The 14,907-nt window shown below is 39.1% G+C and carries 15 protein-coding genes, 3 tRNA genes and 1 pseudogene; 4 read left to right on the plus strand and 15 right to left on the minus strand.

The genetic code is table 11. The features are described from left to right. Nucleotides 1–24 precede the first annotated feature (24 nt). Both C3007_RS09620 and C3007_RS09625 read right to left on the minus strand, forming a co-directional pair. Nucleotides 25–783 carry a DeoR/GlpR family transcriptional regulator gene (locus tag C3007_RS09620; protein ID WP_103854240.1) on the minus strand — a complete coding sequence of 253 codons (759 nt, stop codon included), beginning with the start codon at nt 781–783 and terminating at the stop codon, nt 25–27. A gap of 27 nt (nt 784–810) precedes the next feature. After that, nucleotides 811–1,674 carry a rhomboid family intramembrane serine protease gene (locus C3007_RS09625; protein ID WP_103854241.1) on the minus strand — a complete coding sequence of 288 codons (864 nt, stop codon included), beginning with the start codon at nt 1,672–1,674 and terminating at the stop codon, nt 811–813. Between the two features lie 43 nt (nt 1,675–1,717). On the opposite strand from C3007_RS09625, the gene C3007_RS09630 reads away from it, so the two are divergent. Further along, a complete protein-coding gene (locus tag C3007_RS09630; protein WP_103854271.1) occupies nt 1,718–2,038 on the plus strand; it encodes a DUF5389 domain-containing protein in 321 nt (106 codons plus the stop codon). A 154-nt stretch (nt 2,039–2,192) separates the two neighbouring features. On the opposite strand, the gene purT is transcribed toward C3007_RS09630, so the two are convergent. The 5 genes and pseudogenes from purT to C3007_RS09660 all read right to left on the minus strand — a co-directional run bounded on the left by purT (nt 2,193) and on the right by C3007_RS09660 (nt 5,943). Then, nucleotides 2,193–3,374, minus strand: a complete 1,182-nt coding sequence (gene purT, locus C3007_RS09635; RefSeq protein WP_103854242.1) for a formate-dependent phosphoribosylglycinamide formyltransferase — start codon at nt 3,372–3,374, stop codon at nt 2,193–2,195. Between the two features lie 26 nt (nt 3,375–3,400). After that, the gene (gene luxS / locus C3007_RS09640) at nt 3,401–3,907 is read right to left on the minus strand and encodes an S-ribosylhomocysteine lyase (protein WP_103854243.1); all 507 of its coding nucleotides are present in this window, start codon (nt 3,905–3,907) and stop codon (nt 3,401–3,403) included. Nucleotides 3,908–4,284: 377 nt separating this feature from the next. Further along, complete coding sequence (locus C3007_RS09645; RefSeq protein WP_103854244.1) at nt 4,285–4,740, minus strand: YqaA family protein; 456 nt, start codon at nt 4,738–4,740, stop codon at nt 4,285–4,287. Further along, a pseudogene (locus tag C3007_RS09650) lies at nt 4,733–5,340 on the minus strand (sugar O-acetyltransferase). Before C3007_RS09650 ends, C3007_RS09645 begins: the two are co-directional and overlap by 8 nt. Continuing rightward, nucleotides 5,341–5,943, minus strand: a complete 603-nt coding sequence (locus tag C3007_RS09660) for a beta-phosphoglucomutase family hydrolase (protein ID WP_103854247.1) — start codon at nt 5,941–5,943, stop codon at nt 5,341–5,343. It abuts the pseudogene before it with no gap. Between the two features lie 156 nt (nt 5,944–6,099). On the opposite strand from C3007_RS09660, the gene C3007_RS09665 reads away from it, so the two are divergent. After that, a complete protein-coding gene (locus C3007_RS09665) occupies nt 6,100–6,471 on the plus strand; it encodes a hypothetical protein (RefSeq protein WP_103854248.1) in 372 nt (123 codons plus the stop codon). Between the two features lie 78 nt (nt 6,472–6,549). Here the strand turns inward: C3007_RS09665 and C3007_RS09670 are convergent. From C3007_RS09670 to C3007_RS09700, 7 genes are all read right to left on the minus strand, one after another. Further along, nucleotides 6,550–6,626, minus strand: a tRNA-Arg gene (locus C3007_RS09670). A gap of 62 nt (nt 6,627–6,688) precedes the next feature. Further along, nucleotides 6,689–6,765, minus strand: a tRNA-Arg gene (locus C3007_RS09675). Nucleotides 6,766–6,775: 10 nt separating this feature from the next. Then, nucleotides 6,776–6,865 (minus strand) — tRNA-Ser (locus tag C3007_RS09680). A gap of 111 nt (nt 6,866–6,976) precedes the next feature. Next, nucleotides 6,977–8,989 carry a DNA helicase Rep gene (rep, locus tag C3007_RS09685; RefSeq protein ID WP_103854249.1) on the minus strand — a complete coding sequence of 671 codons (2,013 nt, stop codon included), beginning with the start codon at nt 8,987–8,989 and terminating at the stop codon, nt 6,977–6,979. Then, nucleotides 8,986–9,207 carry a YceK/YidQ family lipoprotein gene (locus tag C3007_RS09690; RefSeq protein ID WP_103854250.1) on the minus strand — a complete coding sequence of 74 codons (222 nt, stop codon included), beginning with the start codon at nt 9,205–9,207 and terminating at the stop codon, nt 8,986–8,988. Before C3007_RS09690 ends, rep begins: the two co-directional genes overlap by 4 nt. Before the next feature lie 115 nt (nt 9,208–9,322). Continuing rightward, nucleotides 9,323–10,171 (minus strand): DMT family transporter, encoded by an 849-nt coding sequence (locus tag C3007_RS09695; RefSeq protein WP_103854251.1) that lies wholly within the window; start codon nt 10,169–10,171, stop codon nt 9,323–9,325. Beyond that, nucleotides 10,171–10,590 carry a serine O-acetyltransferase gene (locus tag C3007_RS09700; RefSeq protein WP_243397690.1) on the minus strand — a complete coding sequence of 140 codons (420 nt, stop codon included), beginning with the start codon at nt 10,588–10,590 and terminating at the stop codon, nt 10,171–10,173. The genes C3007_RS09695 and C3007_RS09700 overlap by 1 nt, the downstream gene beginning before the upstream one ends. Before the next feature lie 398 nt (nt 10,591–10,988). Here C3007_RS09700 and C3007_RS09710 point away from each other — a divergent pair, with 398 nt between their 5' ends. After that, complete coding sequence (locus tag C3007_RS09710) at nt 10,989–12,377, plus strand: aminotransferase-like domain-containing protein (RefSeq protein WP_103854253.1); 1,389 nt, start codon at nt 10,989–10,991, stop codon at nt 12,375–12,377. A 77-nt stretch (nt 12,378–12,454) separates the two neighbouring features. Here the strand turns inward: C3007_RS09710 and eno are convergent, their stop codons facing one another. Next, a complete protein-coding gene (gene eno / locus C3007_RS09715; protein WP_103854254.1) occupies nt 12,455–13,756 on the minus strand; it encodes a phosphopyruvate hydratase in 1,302 nt (433 codons plus the stop codon). Nucleotides 13,757–13,966: 210 nt separating this feature from the next. Between eno and C3007_RS09720 the strand changes: the two genes are divergently transcribed. After that, on the plus strand, nt 13,967–14,731 hold the full coding sequence (locus tag C3007_RS09720) for a DUF3800 domain-containing protein (RefSeq protein ID WP_103854255.1): 765 nt from the start codon (nt 13,967–13,969) through the stop codon (nt 14,729–14,731). The last annotated feature ends 176 nt before the right edge of the window (nt 14,732–14,907 follow it).

The raw sequence follows: 14,907 nt of genomic DNA on the forward strand, positions 1-14,907 counted from the left end.
AAATTGGGCTAATTGCCCAATTTTTTATTCACAAATATGCACTAACGTATTACTTGCTTCTAACAGCTGAATAATGCTCTCTGACGGTGGGGTATCGGTAAACAAATGGCTCAGCTCGGTGAGTGATCCCAAACATACCATTGCGCGGCGGTTAAACTTGGAATGATCCGTTGCTAAAATAGTGCTACGCGAGCTTTCCATAATCGCACGTTTTACCTGCACTTCGTGATAATCATAGTCCAACAATGTGCCATCGCTATCAATGGCGCTAATGCCGAGAATACCAAAATCTAAGCGGAATTGTTTGATAAACGCCACTGTGGCTTCACCGATAATGCCGCCGTCTTGACGTAGCGATCCGCCCGCCATTGTGATGTCAAAACTTTTATTTTGCATCAGAATATAAGCGGCGTTCAGATTGTTGGTTACAATGCGTAAATTTTTGTGATTTAACAAGGCATTCGCCACCGCTTCAGGGGTTGTGCCGATGTCCATAAATAACGATGAACCATTGGGAATAATTTTCGCCACTTCTTCGGCAATGCGTCTTTTCTCTGTTGAAAAGAAGTGCTTACGTTCCACATAATCAGAATTTTCTGATGTGGAAGGGGAAGCCGCACCACCGTGATGACGGCTGATTAAATTATTTTCTGCCAGTTCATTCAAATCGCGACGAATGGTCTGTGGACTAACCCCAAGCAGGCTAACTAAATCTTCCGTGCTTAAATAACCATTCTGTTTCACCAGCGAAATGATCTTTTTATGACGAAGGGATTGTTTCATTGCTTCTTCCTGATGTTGTGTTTATTTTTAAATTGTTTTTTGTGGCTTGGCAAACAAGATTTTTACCCCAGCTAATACAACGCCCGTTAATAAGCCCGTGATGTGCGCAGTGTTTCCCATAGAAACGCCAATCAAGGGGCTAACAAAACCAAAGGCGATACCAACAACAAGCATTGTAAAAAAGCCTTGCGGTAAATGAAAGGGGTGCTGACGACTAAATTTATCCAATACCAGAACATAGCCTAGCACCGCATACACCACGCCAGATAAGCCAAAAAATGCTGGCCCTGATGCCATATTTTGCGCAAAACCACTGATAAACGCAGAAAGCAGATACAGCAACACCAGCGTTACTGTGCCAAATTTCTGTTCAATTTTCCCAGCGAAAATCCACCACCACACTAAATTAAAGGTAATATGCCAAGGGGAAAGGTGGACAAGGCTATGCGTGAAATAGCGCCAGAGCTCGGATTGCTCCGCATAGCTCTCTGGATAATGGGTAGCTAGCAAAATGTCTTGGTTAAAACCAAGTAGCTGAAAAAGGTAAATAATCAGGCAAAGTGCGGTTAAAAAAACGGTGAATTTTTGTTGTTTCCACTGGGAAAAATGAGGAAATTTCCACCGCACTTTATTTTCATCAACTTGTTCAATTTTGCCTGTTTCCCAGCTGGCTTGTTGATACATCGCATCAAAAGGACGGCGCAGAAACTCATCGCGTTCTTGCTCTATTTGGTTTAATAATGGACAATCTTCTGCCACATACACCGCAAGCATAATGCCATATTTTGTTTGCTCCTCTCTTACTTCAAGCGGAACTTGATATTTCTGTGCAATATAATCACGAAAGTAAAAAGCAAAATTACTGATTTCACTACCAAATAGACGCTTCATTTGTTATATTCCTTTCTCCTGAAAAATTGAATAAATGATTGATATGAACAAACAAAAAATGCCCACTGGCTTTAGCCCTTTCGCTTGGGCGCTCGCTATTTTTTGCCTGCCTATTTTGCTTTGGCCCTTGGCGCTACTTATCTCGCCAAATTTACTAAAAAACCCCAGTTTAAGTGATTTGCAAACCACCTTGATGTCGATTTTTTTCTGGGTTTATCCTTTTATTTTAGGCATTAGTGCAAGAATACTTTACCTCATTCATCAACGCAATGCCCAACAAGGCAAAGCCTTGCTTATCCTAAGTGCGGTGATTTTTTACGCTATTTTAGGCTATGTGACAATGGTGGGATTTCGGGTTGCATAGGCGTTAATTGTTTACGCATTTTTTCTGCCATTGCTTTTACCTTTTCTTGTTGCTCTGGGGGCAATTCTGCCATTAGCGTTCTAAAATCTATGCTCATATTCCACCGCACTGATTCTTAAATAGGTAAGAAAGGCGAACCCTGTTCGCCTACTCGTTATAAAATAATGTCTAGTTCGTTGTAAGCGCGTTGCACTTTTTGCAAGGCTTTTTCCACACTTTCATCGCGAGCGAGCACCACACCCATTCGGCGATGACCTTGTACTTCCCCCTTACCAAATAAACGAATATCCGTATTGGGTTCAGCCAACACCTTTTCTAAACCTGCAAATTGTACTTGGTTGGAATGGCCTTCCACCACAATAGCTTTAGAGGCCGCTGGGCTAATGAGATTAATTTGCGGAATGGGCAAACCCAAAATCGCACGGGCGTGCAAGGCAAACTCAGACAGCTCTTGCGAGATAAGGGTAACCATTCCTGTATCGTGCGGACGCGGTGAAACTTCATTAAAAATCACATCGTCCCCCGCCACAAACATTTCCACGCCAAAAATCCCACGTCCGCCAAGTGCGGTGGTAATTTTTTCCGCAATTTGCTGCGCTTTGGCTAATGCCGCCGCTGACATTGCTTGTGGCTGCCAAGATTCACGATAATCGCCGTTTTCTTGACGATGACCAATCGGTGCAAGGAACGAAGTGCCCCCAATATGGCGAACAGTAAGCAAGGTGATTTCATAATCAAATTTGACAAAACCTTCCACAATCACACGCCCAGCTCCCGCGCGTCCACCTTGTTGGGCATAATCCCACGCGGCTTGTAGCTGATCAAACGATTTCACGATACTTTGCCCGTGTCCTGAAGAAGACATAATCGGCTTCACCACACAAGGAATGCCAATTTTTTCCACCGCACTTTGAAAATCTGCAAAGTTATCCACAAATTGATAAGGCGAAGTCGGCAGCCCTAACTCTTCCGCTGCCAAACGGCGAATGCCTTCGCGGTTCATTGTTAAGCGTGTGGCTTTCGCCGTAGGCACAACATTAAAGCCCGCTTGTTCTAATTCCACCAAGGTTTCTGTGGCAATCGCTTCCACTTCTGGCACGATATAATCAGGTTGTTCTTTTTCAACCAAGGCTTTCAATGCCTCGCCATCAAGCATTGAAATGGTATAAGCACGGTGTGCCACTTGCTGCGCTGGCGCATTTTCATAACGATCCACCGCAATCACTTCCACACCTAAGCGTTGCAATTCAATTACCACTTCTTTACCCAGCTCACCAGAACCTAACATCATCACTTTGGTGGCTTTTGGTGTCAGTGCAGTACCTAATGTTGTCATTGTGTTTTCCTTCTATCAGTGAGAATTTACTGTGCTAACAAACTTTCATCGAGTAGCAAATCTTCATTTTTGTTTACGCCTACGCCGCGTTCAAGAATGTGTTGCGCGATTTGATGGGCTTCGGGCAGGGAATGTTCGGTGTAAGTACCGCATTGATATTCGTTTAATTCTGGAATCTCTTTTTGATCTTGCACTTGTAAAATATCTTTCATTGAGGCGAGCCACGCCTGTGCCACTTGTTGTTCGTTTGGTGTGCCGATGAGAGACATATAAAATCCAGTGCGGCAACCCATTGGTGAAATATCAATAATTTCTACATTTTCGCTGTTTAAGTGATCGCGCATAAAGCCAGCGAAAAGGTGTTCCAAGGTGTGAATGCCCTTTGGTGGCAGAATTTCTTTGTTTGGGATACAAAAACGCAAATCGAAAATCGTAATATCATCGCCTTTTGGGGTACGCATTGTTTTGGCAACACGCACTGCGGGGGCGTTCATTTTGGTGTGATCCACTTTAAAGCTATCGAGTAATGGCATAATTTTTTTCCTTTTCCTGAATAAAATGTAAATTTTTGTAAAAAAAATTCAACTTATCGTGAACTTTTCTGTTATTATTCGGTCTGACAGTATAGCAACTTGCAGTTGTTTTAATAAATTTGATTCCTTAAGTTATTTTTGCCACTCTTTATGGGTGGCTTTTTCTTTCCTTGATCAGCTAAACTTCTTGCTATACACCAACCTAGTATAAGTAAAGTGCAAAAAGCGAGCAACCTGAATTGTTTTTTTGTAATTTTTTGTAAATTTTCTTAAATTTATGTTAGTATAGCCGCTCATAATAAATAGCAACTCACAGTTGTTAAATAAAAATTGGTTCCTTAGGTTATTAGCCACCTTTCGAGGTGGCATTTTTTTACTTAAATTTGGCTAATTAATAATAACAACATATAACGAAACAATTTCCCAACCATCATTAACAATAATGATTTCAACCAGTTAAAGCGCAACCAGCCTGCCAGAGCGCAAAAGGCATCGCCCACAATAGGCAGCCAGCTTAATAATAATGTCCAAATGCCATAGCGCTGAATGTTGTTCAATGCCCAGCTGCGTTGTAGATTTTTTTGTTCTAATTTGGGAAACCAACGCCCAATAACATAGGTGGTCATACTACCAAGGGTGTTACCTGCGGTAGCGACTGCAATCAGGCTTAATACATCGTGAGAAAACATTGCACCAATAAAAGGTGCTGTGAGAAAAAGGAAAATAATTTCCGAATTGCCGGGCAATAACGTGGCGCTAAGAAAGGCGCTGCTAAACATTATCCATAGGCTATTTTGCGATCCCAATAGCCCATCGGTCAGCCAATCAAGCATAGTCTGCCATATATTTGTTGATGTAATTAAGCCTATCTTGCTCGGTAATTTGGCGAAGCACTTTGGCTGGATTGCCCACCACAAGGCTATTAGCAGGAATATCTTTGCTCACCACTGCACCTGCACCAATCACCACGTTGTCGCCAATGGTTACGCCACCTAAGATAATAGCATTTCCCCCAATCCATACATTATTGCCAATGGTGATCGGCAGCGCTTGTTCCCAATCTTGGCTGCGTAATTCCGCATCAAGGGGGTGGCCTACGGTATAAAGGCTCACATTCGGCGCGAGCATAACATTATCCCCGATGGTGATGCCACCGTTATCCAACATTGTGCAGTTATAGTTGGCAAAAAAGTTTTCGCCCACTTCAATAAAACAGCCGTAATCGCAAAAAAACGGCGCGTTAATATGGGCTCATTTTTGCATTTGCCTAAAATTTGCTGAATTAGCACCGCTCTTTTTTCTGTTTCAGAAGGGCAAATTTGCGTATTGTATTGAAAAAGGCGCTTTTTATTTTCAATGCGAAGTTGCGCTAATTCGGGATCATTCGGTTTATGTGCCAGCCCCGCGAGCATTTTTTGCTTATTCGATAACATTTAATCTCCCTTAATCAATTGATTGATACGCACATCAAACACGTCCATACCTGCTGCAAGCCCTGCTTGCACGCCAAGATCCGCATCTTCAAACACCACGCAACGTTGTGGATTCACCTTGATTAATTCTGCGCAACGCAAAAATGTATCGGGTTCTGGCTTGTGTTTTGCCACATCTTCTGCGGTTACCACGGCATCAAAATAAGCATGTAAATCAAATTTATCGAGTAATAAATTGGTCACATTGCGGTGCGAGCCTGTTCCCAGCGCCAAAGGTTTTTGTCCAGCAAATTTCTTCACCACCTGCGCTGCTGGCAACAAAGTGGAATGCTGCATAATCAATTCAATTCCATATTGGCGTTTTAGCTGGATCACTTCATCAAACAATTCCATTGGCATTGCGGCTTTTTTCATCATCTCTTGGGCAACAACTTTCACGGGCGCACCACCCAATTTATAAATAATGTTGCCATCAAGAGGATAACCTAAGGTTTCGCCCACTTTATCCCACGCTTTTTTATGGCTTGGCATTGTGTCAATCACCGTGCCGTCCATATCAAAAATTAAGCCGTCATAATCGGCAAAAAACTCTAAATCCGTCATTCATTACTACCTTTTTTAAAATTTTGTGTATTTTGCTACAAATTTGTGATCCCTGCACTGTTTTATTTAATGAGATTTCGGTAAAGTTAAGCGTAAATAAAATTTATCGCAAAAAATCACCGCACTTTCTAACCTGAAAATGATGTCGAGGTGGCAATGAGGCTGCAACAACAATTAACGTTTTTATTACAACGAAAATTGATCGATGAAGAAATCGTGCAATGGATGTTGCATATCCGAGATCATTTGCACACACAGTGGCACGCTGATGTGGAAAGCCCGCAAGTCTTTATGCTGTTTAATCATTTTGCAATGGCGTTAGGGCGAATTAAACGCGGTTATGCCGCCCACCCTTTAGCCCAAGAAATTTTGGCTGAAATGCAAAGTGCGGTGGTTTTTCCGCAAGTTTTTCAGCGCTATTCAGAATTAGTATCCTTGCTGCCAATCCCTATTCCAGAAAGCGAACAAACCCATTTTATTGCCAATATTTATGCTCTATCATTAAGTCAGCCACAGATTCTAGATTAAAAAACAATAGAAAATAAACAAAAGTAATAGAATTGTTTGAAATAAGATTGAAAAAATATAAAAGGAATTAAAGTAGGATGGCGCACCCGAAAGGATTCGAACCTTTGACCGCTCGGTTCGTAGCCGAGTACTCTATCCAGCTGAGCTACGGGTGCGTATTTGAATGTTACTTACCAATCATTTAATCATTTTAATTTTGTTGTAGAGTTCAACAAAATGGCGCACCCGAGAGGATTCGAACCTCTGACCGCTCGGTTCGTAGCCGAGTACTCTATCCAGCTGAGCTACGGGTGCCCTGAGTAAATGGCGGTGAGAGAGGGATTCGAACCCTCGATAGAGTTTCCCCTATACACCCTTAGCAGGGGTGCGCCTTCAGCCTCTCGGCCATCTCACCGCAATCGGTTTGTGGGCGGTATAATACGGATTGCCCTCACATAAGTCAAACGATTTTTTGAAAATAATCGTTTGTTTGAATGATTTATCTACAACAAAGAATAAATATCAACTAGCCTTTCAAAATCGCTCGTAAATTAGCAAGATTTTTCTTTGTTTGGGTTTGCTTTTCTTCTGCGGTCATTGCAGGTTTGTCTTTTTCCCATTGCACATCATCTGGCGGTAATTCCTCTAAAAAGCGACTTGGTGTTGGTTTAAAAATTTCGCCAAATTGTCGCCGCTCTTTGCATAAGGAAAAGGTCAGCGTTTGTTGCGCGCGTGTAATGCCGACATAGGCTAAACGGCGCTCTTCCTCCACATTATCTTCATCAATGCTAGTTTGATGTGGCAGGATATTTTCTTCCATTCCCACTAAGAAAACGTGGGGAAATTCCAACCCTTTTGACGCGTGCAGCGTCATCAGTTGCACCTGATCGCTTTCATCATCTTCTTCACCACGTTCTAGCATATCACGCAAAGTTAAGCGCGCGACTACTTGGTTGAGCGTCATTGGCTCATTAAATTCATCGCCTTTGAGCATTTCTGCCACCCATTGGAATAAGGTTGCCACATTTTTACTTTGCACTTCCGCCATTCTTGGTGAAGTAGCGGTTTCGTAAAGATATTCTTCATAATGCAATTGGCTCAACATTCGGCGAATTGCATCTTCTGGCTCAGCGCGCAAAATTTCATCGTTGAGTTCCACAATCCAGCGAGCAAAATGCTGTAAAGCGTTATAGGCTTTTGGGGTAACACGTTGAATTAACTCAAAATCAAAAATAGCTTCAAATAAACTAATATGTTTTTCCGATGCCAACGAACCGAGCTTTTCAAGGGTTGCCGTGCCGATTTCGCGCTTTGGCGTATTGATAATGCGTAACAGCGCGGCATCGTCGTCTTGGTTCACTAACACGCGCAGATACGCCATCATATCTTTAATTTCTGCCCTTGAGAAAAAAGACGTGCCGCCCGAAATTTTATAAGGAATACGGTTTTGCATTAGCACTTTTTCAAATAAGCGCGATTGGTGGTTGCCACGATACAAAATGGCGTAATCACGGTATTTGGTTTTACGCATAAAGCGATGGGCGATGAGTTCACCCACCACGCGCTCGGCTTCGTGTTCTTCATTTTTTGCTTCGATCACCTGCAATTTTTCCCCTTCGCCTAAGGTGGAAAATAATTTTTTGTCAAAAACGTGATCGTTATTGGCAATCAAAATATTGGCGCAATGCAAAATGCGTCCTGTGGAACGGTAATTCTGCTCAAGTTTAATCACTTCTAGTTGCGGAAAATCATTTTTCAGGCGCGCCATATTTTGCGGTTTTGCCCCACGCCAAGAATAGATAGACTGATCATCATCACCCACCACGGTAAATCGTGCCGCTTCGCCCACCAACAATTTGATTAATTCATATTGACTGGTGTTGGTGTCTTGATATTCGTCCACCAGCAAATAGCGAATTTTTGCCTGCCATTTTGACCGCACTTCTGCATTTGCGCGTAACAACAAGGTTGGCTGCATAATTAAATCATCAAAATCTAGGGCATTATAAGCGCGCAACTGCGTGGCATAACGCTGATAGCATTGCGCAAAGGTCTGCTCTTGCGGATCTCGTGCGGTGGCAAGGGCTTGCGCAGGCAAAATAAGATCATTTTTCCAACGCGAAATCCGTGTCATCAAGGCTTTCAGCAGATCTTTATCTTCTTGTAACAAATCCTTAGTCAATTCTTTCAATAACGCCATTTGATCGGAATCATCAAACAACGTAATAGCCGATTTTAGCCCTAAATGCTTGTGTTCGCGCTTTACAATATCGAAACCAAGGGTATGAAAAGTGGAGATCGTCAAGCCGCGGCTTTGATCTTTACCGATGGAATGTGCCACCCGCTCTTTCATTTCGCGTGCGGCTTTATTGGTAAAGGTTACCGCTGCAATATGCTTGGCGGAATAACCACAATTTGCGATCAAATGGGCAATTTTATTAATGATCACCCGAGTTTTGCCAGAGCCTGCGCCCGCCAAAACCAAGCAAGGCCCAGACACATAATGAACGGCTTGTTGTTGCTGTGCGTTTAATTTCATTTTGATTCTTCCGCCCACGCATAGGGCAATAATGCGGTGTCTAATAAAAAAGATAACGGCAAATCTAAAATTGGCAGCCCCCACTTTTGGGTCATTTCCCAATCGTATTTCGTGCCAGCATAACTTTCATAAGGTTCGGTAGGATCAACTAATTTTACCACCGTGCCACAACCGCTTAATAATAAAAGTGCGGTGGAAATTATCGCTATTTTTTTCATTAATGTAAAAAGGAGAGAGCTCATAGCGCCTATTATAAGAAAATCTGAAGCTGATTGGAAATGGCATAATAGCCTATACTAGCATAGGCTATTGTATTGAAGATACGTAGTTTATTTAAACTGACTTTTTATTTGCAATATATAAACCAAATAAAACAACAAACATACTCATTACTTCTAATTGAGATAATGCCTCATTAAAAATAATATACGCGTATAAAGCAGAAATTAATGGTTGCGTTAATACCAATAAAGATGCATAACTCGCTTTTACTTTGCCTAAACAATAACTTAATCCCCCTTGTCCTAAAATTTGGGATAATAATGCTAGCCCTAATAATGGATAAAGTTGTTGGAAACTCACTGGAATAAAAAATCCTTCTACAACTAAAGAAACAGGTAGCAATACAAATAAACAGCCTATACTTGCATAAGTCATAATTTGAATTGTTGAAAATAGATTTCTTAATTTATAAATTGAAACAATAAATAAACCATAGAATACGGAAGTTAATCCTGCCAAAAAATCCCCTTTAAAATTATTTATACTTGGTGAAACTTTTCCATATAAAAGAAACAAAACACCTAAAATAATTATAGCCGCACCAATAATAAAATTCAGATTTATTTTTTCTTTATAAACAAAATAGGAAATAGGCACTACTGTAAAGGGAACCAAATTTGCTAATAAATTCGCATTTGCCACGGTGGTATAATGAAAAGAAATATTCCATAAAATTAAATCTAATGCTAAAAAAGCCCCTGCCAGAATCGAAATTACAATTTCTTTTCTATTCATTTTATTTTCACTATTTGAAAACTTATTTAATAAAAAGAATATTGGCAGAGAAAATAACACTCGATACATTCCTGTTGTTATTGGAGGAAGCACACTTAACTTTACAAAAATACCGCCTAGTGCTAAACAAGATATTGAAAACATGATATATAAAATATAACGCATTATGAGTTTCCTTTTATTAATTGATTTTCAGTTTTAACATATACCATATAATTATCTGGTATATTCTCAGTTATTACACAACCCGAACCAATAAAAACATTATTTCCTATCGTTATTGCCCCGAATAACTTAGAAAATGATCCTATCTGAACATTATTTCCTATCCTTGGATGTCTAATTCCTTCTGGGTTATTAGAAATTCCCTTTGCACCTAAAATAACTCCACCAAGCATATAGCAATCATCACCAATTTCTGCTGTTTCGCCAATAACCGTGCCAATCCCGTGATCCAAAATAAATCTTTTCCCAATTTTGGCATAAGGGTTAATTTCTGCTCCTGATAGTAATTTACCTTTAGAAGATAAAATAAGTGCATATTGATACTTATTTTTTATAAAATCTAAATTATTAATATTCATATTAAGCAAATAATTAGATATTCTATAATAAAAAACTGCATTAAATGATGTATATCCATATAAAATATTTCTAGGATTATTTTTTGAAGCAGGATCTTTTAAAGAAAACGCATCTATATCATCTGATTAGCAACCCTAGATTTTATACTTCCTGCCGGATTAAATTCTTCTAGTTTTACATATACATTTGCATAGTTCTCACCGAAGATATTCTTTATTTTAATTAAGGGAGTATCTTCCATATAACAATTTAGTTTATGCATAGTTTATGCCTTTTGATAAAATGTATGTTTACTATGTATTTACTATAAAAGATAAAACACATAGAATACCTATACAGTTTAGCGAATTATTCAATAACTGTTATGTCAGCACACCAATACAGTTTGGGGTTAATAATGAAAGAGAATACCAAAGTGCAACAAGTTTATGATTGGGTTGTGGATAAAATCGAACGGAAGATTTATTTGCCTAATCATAAAGTACCATCAATACGTAGTTTAGCGAGTAAACTTAGCTGTTCGACTTTTACGATTTCACAAGGTTATGATCGTCTTGTTTCAATGGGATATTTAAACGCTTCATCAGGATCGGGCTATTTTGTTTGTGAAAGAGAAAATCACAATGAAAATCTTGATATTTCTTCTGCATTAATTAAGAATGTATTAGATACAGGCTGGCTGATGAGCCATTTATTTGATGAACTACCCAACGATAAAACTTCAGGAAGTGGATTATTACCTAATGATTGGTTAATAGATGAGGATACAATCAGAAATGCGATTAGAAAAGCAACAAAATCCGCTAACGAATTTATTTATTCTTACGGACATATACAGGGTTATCCTTTATTAAGAGAATTATTTATTAAAAAACTTGATGATATAGGCATAAAGACCACAAAAGATTTCGTCATTACAATGCCAGGCGTTTCTTCTGCTATTCAAACCGTGCTGAAATGTATTACAAATGCAGGTGATTATGTTGTCGTTGATGATCCCAGTTGGTTCTGGCTATTAGGTTGCCTACATCAATTGGGTTTAAAGGTACTCAGTATTCCAAGAAATAAAGACGGAGCTGATTTAATAAAATTAGAAGAAATATTAGTACAATATCGTCCCAAAATTTATATCACAAATAGCGTCTTAAATAATCCTACCTCTTTTAATGTCTCTCCCTCAATGATTTATAAAACATTAAATCTGTTAAACTCTTATGATTGTTATTTATTAGAAGATGATGTCTATGGCGAATTAGCAAATAATCAACACATATTAAGGTATGCAACACTTGATGGATTAGAGCGTGTTTTTTATATTACGGGAGTATCAAAAGTTTTAGGTGCAAATTGGCGAGTTGGCTTTTTATGTCCTCCCAAACAATTTCTTGAACCAATACTTAGACAAAAAATGCTTTCTAATATGACGAGTACAGAATTAACCGAACGTAGTGTGTATCATATTTGGCTTCATTCGGAATATCATAAACATATTGAAAAGATGAAACTCAAACTGATAAGAAAAAGAGAAATGATCATCTCACTTCTTCAAAAACTCGGTTTTGATTACTCAGAAGAAAATGCCTGTGGTATTTTTATTTGGCTTGATACAAAATGTGATACGCAGAAGATGGCGATTGAAGCGAGAAAAGAAGGCTATTTACTTGCCCCTGGCTATTTATTTTCCGCCAATTTGCATTTTTCGACCTATCTTCGTTTGAATATTACAAGAACAACGGAAGAATTTATTTATTGGTTATATCAATATAGATTAAAACAAAAAAGTTAAAATACTTTGATCTTTCCCATAAAAAAACCGCACTTTAAATCAGTGCGGTCTATTTTTAAGTTAAATTTCAATTCAAATTACGCTTGACCTTTAACCGCTTTTAATCCTAAGAATGGCGCTTTGTCGCCTAATGCTTCTTCGATACGGATTAATTGGTTGTATTTCGCGATACGGTCAGAACGGCTCATTGAACCAGTTTTGATTTGGCCTGCCGCTGTACCCACCGCTAAATCTGCGATAGTTGCATCTTCAGTTTCACCAGAACGGTGAGAGATTACTGCAGTATAACCTGCATCTTTCGCCATTTTGATTGCCGCTAAAGTTTCAGTTAATGAACCGATTTGATTGAATTTGATTAAGATTGAGTTTGCGATACCGCGTTCAATCCCTTCTTTTAAGATTTTGGTGTTAGTTACGAATAAATCGTCGCCCACTAATTGAACTTTGTCGCCTAACACTTTAGTTTGGTAAGCAAAACCTTCCCAGTCTGATTCATCTTGACCATCTTCGATAGAAACGATTGGGTATTCTTTGCAAAGCTCTTCAAGGTAGTGCGTGAATTCTTGAGAAGTGAATGATTTACCTTCACCTTTCATTTCGTACATACCATTTTCTTTGTTGTAGAACTCAGATGATGCACAGTCCATTGCAAGGGTAACATCTTTACCTAATACATAGCCTGCTTTTTCTACCGCTTCTTTGATACAAGCAAGGGCTGCTGCATTTGATTCTAAGTTTGGTGCAAAACCACCTTCATCGCCTACTGCTGTGCTTAAACCTTTAGATTTTAATACTTTAGCAAGGTTGTGGAACACTTCAGCACCAATGCGTAGTGCTTCTTTTAATGTTTTCGCACCCACTGGTTGGATCATAAATTCTTGGATATCCACGTTGTTATCTGCGTGTTCACCACCGTTGATGATGTTCATCATTGGCAATGGCATTGAATAAACGCCTGGAGTACCGTTAAGTTCTGCGATCCACGCGTAAAGTGGCAAACCTTTAGATGCTGCCGCTGCTTTGGCGTTAGCAAGAGAAACCGCTAAAATTGCGTTTGCACCGAATTTAGATTTGTTTTCAGTGCCGTCTAAGTCGATCATAATTTGGTCGATTTCAGCTTGGTTAGTGGCATCTTTACCCACTAAAGCTTGTGCGATTGGGCCATTTACCGCTTCAACCGCTTTTAATACACCTTTACCTAAGAAACGAGATTTATCGCCATCGCGTAATTCTAACGCTTCGCGAGAACCTGTTGATGCACCAGATGGCGCAGCTGCAAGACCTACAAAACCACCTTCAAGGTGAACTTCTGCTTCCACAGTTGGGTTACCGCGAGAGTCGATGATTTCACGACCAATAATTTTAACGATTTTCGCCATTTTATTTTCCTCTTTTAAGTTCAAAATGAATTCTTGAAAAATCGGGCTTATAGTAAAGCTATTTCAGTCTTTTGTCTTGTAAAAAATGACATTTATTTGATTTTAATCTATCACTCTAAAAAATTTTATCGGTCTTTCCTAAAAATTACATTGCAATATCAAGATTTGCTCATAAAATGTAACATTCTTTTTAGAAAATGGAGGGAGAAAATGCTTCTGACAAGAAGTGAGTTCAGTGATTTTATTGTCTATGTTGATGAGAGTGGCGATCATAGTTTAACTTCAATTGATAAGAATTATCCTGTTTTCGTCTTAGCTTTTTGCATTTTTTATAAAGAACATTATCGTTCAAAAATTGTTCCAGCAATTCAAAAACTTAAATTTGACTATTTTGGACACGACCTCGTGATCTTACACGAGCGCGAAATCAGGAAAGAGCTAGGTGATTTCAAGATTTTTAAATCTAAAGAAGAAAAAAATCAGTTTCTCAACCAATTATCGGATATTATTGATCAGCATAACTTTGTTCTCGCAGCTTGTGTCATAGAAAAGCATCGATTACAAAACAATCAGAAAACAATCCACCCTTACCATTTTTCTCTCACTCATTGCCTAGAAACTTTATTTGAATTTATGCAAGAAAAGGAGCAGGCTGATAAGATAACATTTGTTGCCGTAGAAAGCCGTGGTAAAAAAGAGGATAAAGAATTAGAAATTGAATTTCGGCGCATCTGCGATGGTGAAAATAAGTTCAAGCAAAAGCTCCCTTTTTCTATAAAGATAATCTCTAAAAGTACCAACTCAGCAGGGTTACAACTTGCCGATCTTGTCGCAAGACCGATAGGGCAACATATCTTACTACCTAATCAACAAAATAAAGCCTTTGAGTTATTAAAAGTGAAATTTTACTGTGAAGGTGGAAGAAACGCTGTTGGAGCAGGCTTTGATCAGAAGGGTCTAAAACATTTTCCATAAATACTAAAAAGCGAAAAGCCTCGATGAAACTCACCAAGGCTATAACGCCGACCGAGCTCCCCCGATCCATTTTGTTTTGCCAATATATCATATTGTGGTATGTTGTAAAAGAAAATAAAGCCTCAATAAATAAAAAAATAGCCACAGCTATATAATAGTTGTGGCTATTTATCTTT

Source organism: Avibacterium gallinarum (assembly GCF_002921135.1).
Lineage (GTDB): Bacteria > Pseudomonadota > Gammaproteobacteria > Enterobacterales > Pasteurellaceae > Avibacterium > Avibacterium gallinarum.

What these genes read in the sequence shown, in the direction of transcription:
- C3007_RS09620 (WP_103854240.1), bottom strand. Translation starts at nt 783, where the DNA reads ATGAAACAATCCCTTCGTCATAAAAAGATCATTTCGCTGGTGAAACAG.
- C3007_RS09625 (WP_103854241.1), bottom strand. Translation starts at nt 1,674, where the DNA reads ATGAAGCGTCTATTTGGTAGTGAAATCAGTAATTTTGCTTTTTACTTT.
- C3007_RS09630 (WP_103854271.1), top strand. Translation starts at nt 1,718, where the DNA reads ATGAACAAACAAAAAATGCCCACTGGCTTTAGCCCTTTCGCTTGGGCG.
- purT (WP_103854242.1), bottom strand. Translation starts at nt 3,374, where the DNA reads ATGACAACATTAGGTACTGCACTGACACCAAAAGCCACCAAAGTGATG.
- luxS (WP_103854243.1), bottom strand. Translation starts at nt 3,907, where the DNA reads ATGCCATTACTCGATAGCTTTAAAGTGGATCACACCAAAATGAACGCC.
- C3007_RS09645 (WP_103854244.1), bottom strand. Translation starts at nt 4,740, where the DNA reads ATGCTTGATTGGCTGACCGATGGGCTATTGGGATCGCAAAATAGCCTA.
- C3007_RS09660 (WP_103854247.1), bottom strand. Translation starts at nt 5,943, where the DNA reads ATGACGGATTTAGAGTTTTTTGCCGATTATGACGGCTTAATTTTTGAT.
- C3007_RS09665 (WP_103854248.1), top strand. Translation starts at nt 6,100, where the DNA reads ATGAGGCTGCAACAACAATTAACGTTTTTATTACAACGAAAATTGATC.
- rep (WP_103854249.1), bottom strand. Translation starts at nt 8,989, where the DNA reads ATGAAATTAAACGCACAGCAACAACAAGCCGTTCATTATGTGTCTGGG.
- C3007_RS09690 (WP_103854250.1), bottom strand. Translation starts at nt 9,207, where the DNA reads ATGAAAAAAATAGCGATAATTTCCACCGCACTTTTATTATTAAGCGGT.
- C3007_RS09695 (WP_103854251.1), bottom strand. Translation starts at nt 10,171, where the DNA reads ATGCGTTATATTTTATATATCATGTTTTCAATATCTTGTTTAGCACTA.
- C3007_RS09700 (WP_243397690.1), bottom strand. Translation starts at nt 10,590, where the DNA reads ATGAATATTAATAATTTAGATTTTATAAAAAATAAGTATCAATATGCA.
- C3007_RS09710 (WP_103854253.1), top strand. Translation starts at nt 10,989, where the DNA reads ATGAAAGAGAATACCAAAGTGCAACAAGTTTATGATTGGGTTGTGGAT.
- eno (WP_103854254.1), bottom strand. Translation starts at nt 13,756, where the DNA reads ATGGCGAAAATCGTTAAAATTATTGGTCGTGAAATCATCGACTCTCGC.
- C3007_RS09720 (WP_103854255.1), top strand. Translation starts at nt 13,967, where the DNA reads ATGCTTCTGACAAGAAGTGAGTTCAGTGATTTTATTGTCTATGTTGAT.